The 10192-nt window shown below is 47.4% G+C and carries 14 protein-coding genes and 3 pseudogenes; 9 read left to right on the top strand and 8 right to left on the bottom strand.

Features of this window, described 5'->3' with window-relative positions; all coding sequences use genetic code 11:
- The 9 genes and pseudogenes from N773_RS0117265 to N773_RS23075 form a co-directional block, all read left to right on the top strand.
- A partial coding sequence (locus N773_RS0117265) for a cation diffusion facilitator family transporter (protein WP_024858930.1) occupies positions 1-443 on the top strand: 443 nt, incomplete at its 5' end.
- A gap of 412 nt (positions 444-855) precedes the next feature.
- Complete coding sequence (locus tag N773_RS22365) at positions 856-1011, top strand: hypothetical protein (RefSeq protein WP_155250941.1); 156 nt, start codon at positions 856-858, stop codon at positions 1009-1011.
- A gap of 44 nt (positions 1012-1055) precedes the next feature.
- Positions 1056-1334 (top strand): hypothetical protein, encoded by a 279-nt coding sequence (locus N773_RS22370; protein WP_155250942.1) that lies wholly within the window; start codon positions 1056-1058, stop codon positions 1332-1334.
- Between the two features lie 35 nt (positions 1335-1369).
- Positions 1370-1708, top strand: a complete 339-nt coding sequence (locus N773_RS0117275; protein ID WP_024858931.1) for a hypothetical protein — start codon at positions 1370-1372, stop codon at positions 1706-1708.
- 304 nt (positions 1709-2012) lie between these two features.
- Entirely contained in the window at positions 2013-2366 is a 354-nt protein-coding gene (locus N773_RS0117280) for a hypothetical protein (protein WP_196231675.1), read from the top strand.
- 300 nt (positions 2367-2666) lie between these two features.
- Positions 2667-2942 carry a hypothetical protein gene (locus tag N773_RS0117285; RefSeq protein ID WP_024858933.1) on the top strand — a complete coding sequence of 92 codons (276 nt, stop codon included), beginning with the start codon at positions 2667-2669 and terminating at the stop codon, positions 2940-2942.
- Positions 2943-3552: 610 nt separating this feature from the next.
- Positions 3553-3783 (top strand): annotated as a pseudogene (rpsO, locus tag N773_RS20565) (30S ribosomal protein S15).
- A gap of 191 nt (positions 3784-3974) precedes the next feature.
- Complete coding sequence (locus tag N773_RS23070; RefSeq protein WP_024858936.1) at positions 3975-4472, top strand: hypothetical protein; 498 nt, start codon at positions 3975-3977, stop codon at positions 4470-4472.
- Between the two features lie 69 nt (positions 4473-4541).
- Entirely contained in the window at positions 4542-4766 is a 225-nt protein-coding gene (locus N773_RS23075) for a hypothetical protein (RefSeq protein ID WP_024858937.1), read from the top strand.
- A 29-nt stretch (positions 4767-4795) separates the two neighbouring features.
- Here N773_RS23075 and N773_RS23540 read toward each other — a convergent pair whose 3' ends face one another.
- The 8 genes and pseudogenes from N773_RS23540 to N773_RS20585 all read right to left on the bottom strand — a co-directional run.
- Complete coding sequence (locus N773_RS23540; protein WP_431602484.1) at positions 4796-4891, bottom strand: twin-arginine translocation signal domain-containing protein; 96 nt, start codon at positions 4889-4891, stop codon at positions 4796-4798.
- Positions 4892-5142: 251 nt separating this feature from the next.
- Positions 5143-5424: a hypothetical protein gene (locus N773_RS23545; protein ID WP_024858938.1), complete on the bottom strand. Its 282-nt coding sequence runs from the start codon at positions 5422-5424 to the stop codon at positions 5143-5145.
- A 205-nt stretch (positions 5425-5629) separates the two neighbouring features.
- Positions 5630-5785 (bottom strand): hypothetical protein, encoded by a 156-nt coding sequence (locus N773_RS23550; protein ID WP_431602483.1) that lies wholly within the window; start codon positions 5783-5785, stop codon positions 5630-5632.
- A gap of 638 nt (positions 5786-6423) precedes the next feature.
- Positions 6424-6721 (bottom strand): annotated as a pseudogene (rpsO, locus tag N773_RS0117345) (30S ribosomal protein S15).
- A gap of 552 nt (positions 6722-7273) precedes the next feature.
- Positions 7274-7453 (bottom strand): hypothetical protein, encoded by a 180-nt coding sequence (locus tag N773_RS0117350; RefSeq protein WP_024858940.1) that lies wholly within the window; start codon positions 7451-7453, stop codon positions 7274-7276.
- 851 nt (positions 7454-8304) lie between these two features.
- On the bottom strand, positions 8305-8487 hold the full coding sequence (locus tag N773_RS23080; RefSeq protein WP_242840448.1) for a hypothetical protein: 183 nt from the start codon (positions 8485-8487) through the stop codon (positions 8305-8307).
- 46 nt (positions 8488-8533) lie between these two features.
- Positions 8534-9652, bottom strand: a complete 1119-nt coding sequence (locus N773_RS21500; RefSeq protein WP_024858941.1) for a D-alanyl-D-alanine carboxypeptidase family protein — start codon at positions 9650-9652, stop codon at positions 8534-8536.
- A gap of 108 nt (positions 9653-9760) precedes the next feature.
- A pseudogene (locus tag N773_RS20585) lies at positions 9761-10192 on the bottom strand (cation diffusion facilitator family transporter); the annotation flags it as partial.

The following is a 10192-nucleotide window of genomic DNA, read 5'->3' on the forward strand; positions in this document are numbered from 1 at the left end:
GGGCGCTGATGGCTGATGCTTGGCATCACCGCTCGGATGCACTTTCATCCATCGGTTCATTTGCGGGTATACTCGGTGCGAGAATGGGTCTGCCTGTGCTTGACCCTCTTGCAAGCGTGATAATCTGCGTTTTCATCGAAAAAGCGGCACTTGAGATCTTCATTGACGCTGTCAACAAGATGATAGACAGATCCTGCAGTGATGATACCGTTACTAAAATGCAGGAAGTCATACTTGACACAGAGGGCGTACTGGGGATCGATGAACTGAAAACAAGACTTTTCGGCGCTAAGATATACGTTGAAGTCGAGATACGCATGGATCCGGACAAAACACTTGTTGAAGCCCATGACACGGCTGAAATGGTCCATGACATGATCGAAAAGACTTTTCCGAAGGTAAAGCACTGTATGGTACACGTTAATCCGGATATCCCTGATTAAAGAGCGGTAATATTTTCACTTCATTTTCGTCAAAATCCGCTTGCAAATGACACAGGATTGTGCTATACTGGTAATATTGAATTCCGTACAAGAGGGTCAAGTATAGATGAAAAAATAATTGCGTGTTATATCGCACTGCTGGTGTGCTGTGCTGATATTTGCTGATATAGGCAGCTTTTCGGCATCTGCTCTCAGCTTTGTGCCACCTGCTGTGGGACGCTGCGGTGAGGCGCAAGGGATATAAAGCTGTATTCCGATATGCGTTTATATGGTGAATATGGACAGCGGCGATGTCATAGTTGATATCAACGGCGAAAAGGAATCCCTCCCGCCTCACTTGACAAAGCTTAATGACGGCTGTTGTTCTTCTGGATGAACTGGGCGGGCGATGAAAGCACCCTGAAAAACAGGCATGAGATGGTCCGCAGGCACCGAAAAGCCTTTGATGAAACTTTACGATACAGGTGCCGGCGACCGCCCGATATACAGCCCAACGAGAATCTGTCAGCGCTTACGACCTGCTGGCGGCACTGCTGATACCATCAGCCTGCTGAAGCCGCCAATATAATCGCAATAAACGTGGGCGGAAACGTTCCGCATTCGTGGATATGAATGAACGAAAAATCTGCCGAACTGGGGCTGAAACATACCCATTTTTCAAACGCCTCACGGTCTCTGTTCACTCAGGCAGAATTTCTCCACTGCAAAGGATATTCCACCATATGCAGGTACGCTCTTAACAAGTACCCGGTTTTCCAGGGAACTTGTGGGCAGTCCTCATTCACGATGGCACCTACCGACTATCACCCCGAGGGCACATATATAGTCAGCCACGACTATATGATAAACGAGTTCCACCGATTACTACTACACCAACTGCCGCGGGTATAAAGACGGGTACTTACCGAAGCCGCCAGGACGCTGTTTTGCAAAGCTATGCCACCTTTGACGGCATGACCTATATGGCAGTAACGATGGGTGCGCCTATGAGAAGCTCCCCGAAGATATCAAAAAAAGGCGAAGAGACCCCGATTCCCATGTATGCTGACGATGTGGTCTACTATAATTTCATCGACCATATAAATCTGTACGAATGGGCTTTCGATACCCTTGTGCAGAAGGATTTCATCAACGAATTCAGCGAAGTCAGGGACGTAAAAGTCGGCTACGGAAAAAGCGCGATTATGCAAACCTCAAACCCGCCTGCGGATACAGCCGTATGTGGCCTGCGAATATCCCCATCGATGATGTTGAAAAGAAGATAACCGTGCTGGATAACATAGTCGCCACCAGTTGAAGAGGGCGATGTGCTGGGCAAGATGGAACTTTCTACAAAGGCGAAACTCTTGCAGTTATAGACCTTATCTCCACCACAAAGTTGAACGTTCACCCGTAAGGGAAAGGGCAAGAGTGGTAAAGGCGTATTTCGGCTCAAGCTTTTTCAAAATAAACGGGTACAATAGTGCTGGTATGTATAGGCTTGTACTGCGTGCTGTGTTTCCTGATAGCGCAGAGAAAGTATCTGAGAAAACTCAATCCCTCTGCTGACAGCAGATATGATGACAGCCGATGATGACTGAATTAAAACGTGAAGTATCTCGAATAGAAATAGACAGACGGGAGGATGTAAAGGAAAGGAACAGTTTTATGCTGAAAAGGATCGTATGTATAGCCGCAGCGGCACTTACGGCGTTTATGTCGGGCTGTACCGCGAAAAAAAATAAAGTCAGCATTGACGAAGTCGGTGACGGACTGACGATATACAGCTTTCAGGCAGGCAAGGCCGATGCCGAACTCATTTACGGCGATGACTGGGCAGTTCTTATCGACTGCGGCGAAAAGGGCTTCGGCAAGCATATAGTTACTTATATGGAAGAAAACGGCATCAAAAAGCTGGATTACCTTATCATAAACCCACTTTGATAAAGACCATGTGGGCGGTGCGGCAAGGTGCTGAGATCCTGTGAGGTCGGTGCTGTATCCAAAGCAATTCCCCGAAGGAGAGCGATGAGTACGACAATTATCTTGAAGAACTGAAAAATAAAGATATTACTCCCCCAGACCGTCCGCGAGGAACTCAGTTTTACTCTCGGCGATGCTGAATTCACGGTAGACCCTCCTAAACAGGAAGCGTACGAAAAATCTCCCAGCAATAAATTCCTTCTCTCATAACTGAGGTGTCATTGGGCGAAGTTGATATGCTTTTCGCAGGAGATGCGGAGAATGACAGGCTTGCAGAGTTCACCGCAAGCAACGATAAACCCTACCGATTTTGTCAAAGTGCCTTACCACGGACACTGGCAGAAACAGCTGAAACCCTTTTGCCGAAGAGATCAAGGCAGATATCGCAGTGATAACGAGTTCGAAGATGAACCCGAGGATAAGGAAACGGTAAGATCTGTTCAAAAAATGCGGGTGCTGAGATCTTTCTGGACGAAGACAGACAGCGTTATCGTAAAATGCGACGGCAAGAACATAGCAGGGGAATATAATTCATAATTCATAACACTAAAGCGAAGCGTTAGTGTGTTCATTAATTGTTGGAAGGACAACCACGAAGTTTGGTAAGTATGCCAAGGAAGGGAAGCTTTGGCTCAAGCCTTTCGCGAGGCTTGCGGGAAGCTCGAAGGGCAGAGCCCTTCGGTCAAGGCACAAATGCGACGTGGCAACCGTGCTGTAAATAGGACAGCAAACTTCCCGCCAAATAAAGGCGCGGCAATAACAACAAATATGAGCGTGGGGACAAATCAACCGTCCACGCTCTTTCTGTCTGCGTGGAGATATTGCCGCGCCCCGAAATCAACGGCGTTAGCTCGTTGATTTCTCGACCGAGGAACGAGGGGCGGACCAATGTCCACCGCAGTCCTCACAAAACATACAAACCATAAATGTAAAATTTATATGAACTCACTTTACAAACAACAGAATATAGTGTATAATAAATAAGTCATATTGTGCGGATAGCGGCACAGGCATAAGTATCCCTGCATCAGAATACGGGTCCACGCTTCGGTAAGAAGAATGTACCTGCCGTATGCCGATGCAGAGGAAAATATTTTAAGAAAGAGGTACAAAATTATGCTGAGAAAAGACGAAAAGACAGCCGGTTATCGAGGCTAACAGAACTCATGAGACCGACACAGGTTCCCCGAGGTACAGATCGCTATACTGACCAAGAGGATCAGCGACTGACAGAAACCTGAAGGTCCACAAGAAGGATAACCACTCCAGAAGAGGTATGTACAAGATGATCGGTAAGAGAAGAAACCTTCTCAACTACCTGAAGAAGAACGACATCGAGAGATACAGAACTATTATCGAGAAGCTGGGTATCCCGTAAGTAATCAAGTTAAGATCATCAAGGCAGAGGCGGCTGTCCGCCACTGCCCTTTTGGTGTTTTTAAAAACAGTAAAATTATGTTCGCGTGATGGTTTTTTAGCATTGAACGGAGAGTGTAAAAGTCGGGAAAATCTGCACTCTGCGCTTTATGCTAAAGCCTTTGCCGGACAGCGTTAAGGAGGATAATCAATATGTTTGAGAACGCAAGGACTTTTGAAACTACTTATGCAGGCAGACCTGTCGTTGTTGAAACAGGCAAGACCTGCGGACTTGCAAACGGCTCATGCTGGGTAAGATACGGCGAGACCGTTGTAATGGCTAACGTTACAGCTTCCAAGAAGCCCCGTGAGGGCGTTGACTTCTTCCCTCTTTCAGTTGATTTTGAGGAGAAGATGTATGCAGTAGGCAAGATCCCCGGCTCTTTCACTAAGCGTGAGGGCAAGGCAAGCGATAAGGCTATACTGACTTCAAGATGTGTTGACAGACCTATCAGACCTCTGTTCCCCAAGGACCATGAGAAACGATGTAACTGTTGTTATGACAGTAACTGGCTGTTGACCCCGATAACTCACCCGAGATCACAGGTAATGATCGCTGCTGCTATCGCTATCTCTATCTCCGATATCCCCGTGGAAACGGACCTGTTGCTTCCATCAACGTTGGCTATGTTGACGGCGAGCTGGTTCTGAACCCACTCTGGAGCAGAGAGCTAATAACAAGCTGAACTGACAGTTGCAGGTTCTGCCGAGAAGATCGTTATGATCGAAGCAGGCGCTGAGGAGATCCCCGATGATTTGATGCTGAAGGCTATCGAGGACCAGGTCATACCGAGATCAGAAGATGGTCGAATTCATCAGGTATCCAGAAGGAGATCGGCAAGCCCTAAGTTCGAGTTCGAGTCCATGGAAGTTGACCACGACCTCTTCGATGAGATCGAGGCTATGGTAGGCGAGGACGTCAAAGAAGGCTCTCGATACCGATGACAAGAACGTAAGAGATGCAAGAATGCAGCCTATATATGATGCAGTTCATGAGAAGTAATGACGAGCAGTATCCCGATCAGGGCGCTATGCTTGAGGAAGTTCCTTCTACAAGCTGCAGAAGAGATCGTTAGAAACTGGCTCTATGAGGGCAAAGCGTGTTGACGGCAGAGGCATCGACGAGATCAGACCTCTCGCTGCTGAAGTTGGCGTACTGCCAGAGTTCACGGTTCGGTATCTTCACCGGGTCGACACAGGTAATGATATCTGTATCTCGGCCCTGTTTCCGATCGAAGCTTGAGGTCTTGTCTCACCAACGAGTAGCTGGGGAAGTTGTAGCTGGTGCATATATCTCTTGCTGGTCTCCTCGTCAAGACCGTCAAGCTTCTGAGCATCGGAAACAGGGCCGAGAGTACAGATAGTCATTACCTGTGTCTGACCTCTGGTGAAGATACCTGAACCGTGAACTCTGGGCAGTAGCCAACTTCGCAGCGAGAGGTCTGATCTCGTCCGATGCCTCTGCGTCAACACGCTTGCCCTCATAGAGCCAGTTTCTAACGATCTTCTTCTGCAGCGTTGTAGAGAACTTCTCAGCATAGCGCCCTGATCGGATAGCTGGTCCGTCATACTTCTCATGAACTGCATCATATATAGGCTGCATTCTTGCATCTCTTACGTTCTTGTCATCGGTATCGAGAAGCCTTCTTGACGTCCTCGCCTACCATAGCCTCGATCTCATCGAAGAGGTCGTGGTCAACTTCCATGGACTCGAACTCGAACTTAGGCTTGCGATCTCCTTCTGGGATACCCTTGATGATTCGACATCTTCTTGATCTCGGTATGACCTGTCTCGATAGCCTTCAGCATCAAATCATCGGGGATCTCCTCAGCGCTGCTTCGATCATAACGATCTTCTCGGCAGAACCTGCACTGTCAGGTTCCAGCTTGTTATTAGCTCTCTGCTCCAGAGTGGGGTTCAGAACCAGCTCGCCGTCAACATAGCCAACGTTGAATGGAAGCACAGGTCCGTTCACGGGATATCGGAGATAGAGATAGCGATAGCAGCAGCGATCATACCTGTGATCTCGGGTGAGTTATCGGGGTCAACAGCCAGTACTGTCATAACAACAGTTACATCGTTTCCTCATGTCCTTGGGGAACAGAGGTCCTGATAGGTCTGTCAACACATCTTTTGAAGTCAGTATAGCCTTATCGCTTGCCTTGCCCTCACGCTTAGTGAAAGAGCCGGGGATCTGCCTACTGCATACATCTTCTCCTCAAAATCAACTGAAAGAGGGAAGAAGTCAACGCCTCACGGGCTTCTTGGAAGCTGTACGTTAGCCTTACAACGGTCTCGCGTAATCTTACCCAGCATGAGCCGTTTGCAAGTCCGCAGGTCCTTGCCTGTTTTCAACAACGACAGGTCCTGCCTGCCATAAGTAGTTTCAAAAGTCCTTGCGTTCTCAAACATATTGATTATCCCTCCTTAACGCTGTCCGGCAAAGGCCTTTAGCATAAAGCGCAGAGTGCAGATTTTTCCCGACTTTTACACTCTCCGTTCAATGCTAAAAAACCATCACGCGGAACATAATTTTACTGTTTTTAAAACACCAAAAGGCAGTGGCGGACAGCCGCCTCTGCCTTGATGATCTTAACTTGATTACTTACGGATACCCAGCTTCTCGATAATAGTTCTGTATCTCTCGATGTCGTTCTTCTTCAGGTAGTTGAGAAGGTTTCTTCTCTTACCGATCATCTTGTACATACCTCTTCTGGAGTGGTTATCCTTCTTGTGGACCTTCAGGTGTTCTGTCAAGGTCGCTGATCCTCTTGGTCAGTATAGCGATCTGTACCTCGGGGGAACCTGTGGTCGGGTCCTCATGAGTTCTGTTAGCCCTCGATAACGGCTGTCTTTTTCGTCTTTTCTCAGCATAATTTTGTACCTCTTTCTTAAATATTTTCTCTGCATCGGCATACGGCAGGTACATTCTTCTTACCGAAGCGTGACCCGTATTCTGATGCAGGGATACTTATGCCTGTGCGCTATCCGCACAATATGAACTTATTTATTATACACTATATTCTGTTGTTTGTAAAGTGGAGTTTCATATAAATTTTACATTTATGGTTTGTATGTTTTGTGAGGACTGCGGTGGACATTGGTCGCCCCTCGTTCCTCGGGTCCGAGAAATCAACGAGCTAACGCCGTTGATTTCGGGCGCGGCAATATCTCACCGCAGACAGAAAGAGCGTGGACGGTTGATTTGTCCACGCTCATATTGTTGTTATTGCCGCGCCTTTATTTGGCGGGAAGTTTGCTGTCCTATTTACAGCACGGTTGCCACGTCGCATTTGTGCCTTGACCGAAGGGCTCTGCCCTTCGAGCTTCCCGCAAGCCTTTCGCGAAGGCTTGAGCCAAAGCTCCCTTCCTTGGCATACTTACCAAACTTCGTGGTTTGTCCTTCCAACAATTAATGAACACACTAACGCTTCGCTTTTAGTGTTATGAATTATGAATTATATTCCCCTGCTATGTTCTTGCCGTCGCATTTTACGATAACGCTGTCTGTCTTCGTCAGAAAGATCTCAGCCACCGCATTTTTTTGAACAGAATCTACCGTTTCCTTATCCTCGGGTTCATCTTCGGACTCGTTATCACTGCGATATTCTGCCTTGATCTCTTTCGGCAAAGGGTTTCAGCTGTTTTCTGCAGTTGTCCGTGGTAAGGCACTTTGACAAATCGGTAGGTTTTATCGTTGCTTGCGGTGAACTCTGCAAGCCTGTCATTCTCCGCATCTCCTGCGAAAAAGCATATCAACTTCGCCCAATGACACCTCAGTTATGAGAGAAGAATTATTGCTGGGAGGATTTTTCGTACGCTTCCTGTTTAGGAGGGGTCCTACCGTGAATTCAGCATCGCCGAGAGTAAAACTGAGTTCCTCGCGGGACGGTCTGGGAGTAATATCTTTATTTTTCAGTTCTTCAAGATAATTGTCGTACTCATCGCTCTCCTTCGGGAATTGCTTTGGAGTACAGCACCGACCTCACAGGATCTCCAACCTTTGCCGCACCGCCCACATGGTCTTTATCAAAGTGGGTTATGATAAGGTAAATCCAGCTTTTTGATGCCGTTTTCTTCCATATAAGTAACTATATGCTTGCCGAAGCCCTTTTTCGCCGCAGTCGATAAGAACTGCCCAGTCCATCGCCGTAAATGAGTTCCGGCATCGGCCTTGCCTGCCTGAAGCTGTATATCGTCAGTCCGTCACCGACTTCGTCAATGCTGACTTTATTTTTTTTCGCGGTACAGCCCGACCATAAACGCCGTAAGTGCCGCTGCGGCTATACATACGATCCTTTTCCAGCATAAAACTGTTTCCTTTCCTTTACATCTCCCGTCTGGTCTATTTCCTATTCGAGATACTTCACGTTTTAATTCAGTCATCCATCGCTGTCCATCATATCTGCTGTCAGCAGAGGGATTGAGTTTTCTCAGATACTTTCCTCTGCGCTATCGGAAACACAGCACGCAGTACAAAGCCTATACATACAGCACTATTGTACCCGTTATTTTGAAAGCTTTGAGCCGAAATACGCCTTTACCACTCTTGCCCTTTCCTTTAGGGGTGGAACGTTCAACTTTTGTGGTGGAGATAAGGTCTATAACTGCAAGAGTTTTCGCCTTTGTAGGAAAGTTCCATCTTGCCCAGCATCGCCTCTTCAACTGGTGCGACTATGTTATCCAGCACGGTTATCTCTTCTTTTCAACATCATCGATGGGGATATTCGCAGGCCACATACGGCTGTATCCGCAGGCGGGTTTGAGGTTTGCATAATCGCGCCTTTTTTCCGTAGCCGACTTTTACGTCCCTGACTTCGCTGAATTCGTTGATGAAATCCTTCTGCACAAGGGTATCGAAAGCCCATTCGTACAGATTTATATGGTCGATGAAATTATAGTAGACCACATCGTCAGCATACATGGAATCGGGGTCTTCTTCGCCTTTTTTGATATCTTCGGGGAGCTTCTCCATAGGCGCACCCATCGTTACTGCCATATAGGTCATGCCGTCAAAGGTGGCATAGCTTGCAAAACAGCGTCCTGCGGCTTCGGTAGTACCCGTCTTTATACCCGGCCAGTTGGTGTAGTAGTAATCGGTGAACTCGTTTATCATATAGTCGGTGCTGACTATATATGTGCCTCGGGGGTGATAGTCGGTAGGTGCCATCGTGAATGAGGGACTGCCCACAAGTTCCCTGAAAACCGGGTACTTGTTAAGAGCGTACCTGCATATGGTGGAGATATCCTTTGCAGTGGAGAAATTCTGCTGAGTGAACAGACCGTGAGCGTTTGAAAAATGGGTATGTTTCAGCCCCAGTTCGGCAGATTTTTCGTTCATCATATCCACGAATGCGGGAACGTTTCCGCCCACGTTTATGGCGATTATATTCGCGGCTTCACAGGCTGATGGTATCAGCAGTGCCGCCAGCAGGTCGTAAGCGCTGACAGATTCGTTGGGCTGTATATCGGCGGTCGCCGCACCTGTATCGTAAAGTTCATCAAAGGCTTCGGTGCCTGCGGACATCATCCTGTTTTTCAGGGTGCTTTCATCGCCGCCCAGTTCATCCAGAAGAACAACAGCCGTCATAAGCTTTGTCAGTGAGGCGGGAGGGACTTCCTTTTCGCCGTTGATATCAACTATGACATCGCCGCTGTCCATATTCACCATATAAACGCATTCGGAATACAGCTTTATATCCCTGCGCTCACCGTCAGCGTCCACAGCAGTGGGCACAAAGCTGAGAGCAGATGCCGAAAAGCTGCCTATATCAGCAAATATCAGCACAGCACACAGCAGTGCCGATATAACACGCAATTTATTTTTCATCTATACTTGACCCTCTTTGTACGGAAATTCAATATTACCAGTATAGCACAATCCTGTGTCATTTGCAAGCGGATTTTGACGAAAATGAAGTGAAAATATTACCGCTCTTTAATCAGGGATATCCGGATTAACGTGTACCATACAGTGCTTTACCTCCGGAAAAGTCTTTTCGATCATGTCATGGACCATTTCAGCCGTGTCATGGGCTTCAACAAGTGTTTTGTCCGGATCCATGCGTATCTCGACTTCAACGTATATCTTAGCGCCGAAAAGTCTTGTTTTCAGTTCATCGATCCCCAGTACGCCCTCTGTGTCAAGTATGACTTCCTGCATTTTAGTAACGGTATCATCACTGCAGGATCTGTCTATCATCTTGTTGACAGCGTCAATGAAGATCTCAAGTGCCGCTTTTTCGATGAAAACGCAGATTATCACGCTTGCAAGAGGGTCAAGCACAGGCAGACCCATTCTCGCACCGAGTATACCCGCAAATGAACCCGATGGATGAAAGTGCATCCGAGCGGTGATGCCAAGCATCAG

The organism is Ruminococcus albus AD2013, from assembly GCF_000526775.1.
Classification (GTDB): Bacteria; Bacillota; Clostridia; order Oscillospirales; family Ruminococcaceae; genus Hominimerdicola; species Hominimerdicola alba_A.

Excerpts from the sequence above, each read along its gene's own strand:
- N773_RS23545 (WP_024858938.1), bottom strand. The coding sequence starts at position 5,424 with ATGCAGCCTATATATGATGCAGTTCATGAGAAGTATGACGGACCAGCT.
- N773_RS23075 (WP_024858937.1), top strand. The coding sequence starts at position 4,542 with ATGATCGAAGCAGGCGCTGAGGAGATCCCCGATGATTTGATGCTGAAG.
- N773_RS21500 (WP_024858941.1), bottom strand. The coding sequence starts at position 9,652 with ATGAAAAATAAATTGCGTGTTATATCGGCACTGCTGTGTGCTGTGCTG.
- N773_RS22365 (WP_155250941.1), top strand. The coding sequence starts at position 856 with ATGAGATGGTCCGCAGGCACCGAAAAGCCTTTGATGAAACTTTACGAT.
- N773_RS0117285 (WP_024858933.1), top strand. The coding sequence starts at position 2,667 with ATGACAGGCTTGCAGAGTTCACCGCAAGCAACGATAAACCCTACCGAT.
- N773_RS22370 (WP_155250942.1), top strand. The coding sequence starts at position 1,056 with ATGAACGAAAAATCTGCCGAACTGGGGCTGAAACATACCCATTTTTCA.
- N773_RS0117280 (WP_196231675.1), top strand. The coding sequence starts at position 2,013 with ATGATGACTGAATTAAAACGTGAAGTATCTCGAATAGAAATAGACAGA.
- N773_RS23070 (WP_024858936.1), top strand. The coding sequence starts at position 3,975 with ATGTTTGAGAACGCAAGGACTTTTGAAACTACTTATGCAGGCAGACCT.